This is a genomic window from Roseateles sp. P5_E1 (genome assembly GCF_054049335.1).
Window position 1 is genome coordinate 1 of sequence record NZ_JBFUMN010000159.1, and the last position, 852, is coordinate 852.

An 852-nucleotide genomic window follows, 5' to 3' on the forward strand; every position below is an offset into this window, starting at 1 on the left:
CTTCCAGCCCCGCCTTCTGCACGACCTGGTTGGTGATGCCGCCATACACGCTGATCGGCGAGAAGCCGCCGGCCTGCGCGCCATGGATCACCAGCAGGCCCATCATCAGCGGGTTGATCCGGTACTGCTTGGCAAAGCGCAGCGCCACCGGGCCGATGATCGCCACGGCCGCAGGGCCGAGCGCACCGAAGGCGGTCAGCACCGCAGTGACCACGAACATCACCCACGGAATGGCGACGATGTGGCCGCGTACGGCCTTGACCGCCCAATGCACGAGCAGATCGATGGTGCCGTTCTTCTGCGCGATGGCGAACAGGTAGGTGATGCCGACCAGGGTCAGGAACAGGTCACCCGGGAAGCCGGCCAGGACCTCCTTGCCCTCCATCCCGACGAACAGGCCGCCGATGATGAAGGCCAGCGCGAAGGCGACGGCACCCATGTTGATGGGCAGGGCCGTGGCCACGATGAACATGATCACCAAGCCGATGATCGTTGCGATTTGCGGACTCATGCGCCCTCCCGAGACACTTGATTCGCGTGCAGCATGATGGCGACCCGCCACCTGGGAACTGCCGGTGTTACACCTTCGGGTGGCCGCTCATGCGCGTGCGCATGCGGCGCCCACCCATTCCCGCACGCCCTCCAGCGTGCGGAAATCCTCCACCGAGCGTGCCTGCAGCTGCGGATGCAGCTCGCGCACCCGGCGGCTCAGCGCCGAGCCCGGGCCCAGCTCGAGAAATACCTTGCCGCCGCGTTCGACCGCCTGTTCCAGCACCTGCTGCCACTGCACGGTCTGTCCGATCTGCGCGGCCAGCGTGTGCACCACGCGCGCGACATCGCCCACGCTGCGTC

General features: G+C 66.9%; 1 protein-coding gene and 1 pseudogene. Both read right to left on the reverse strand.

Features of this window, described 5'->3' with window-relative positions; translation table 11 throughout:
- A partial coding sequence (locus ACXJKJ_RS30330) for an SLC13 family permease (protein WP_457395109.1) occupies positions 1 to 511 on the reverse strand: 511 nt, incomplete at its 3' end.
- A gap of 87 nt (positions 512 to 598) precedes the next feature.
- Positions 599 to 852: pseudogene (locus ACXJKJ_RS30335) on the reverse strand (malonyl CoA-ACP transacylase); the annotation flags it as partial.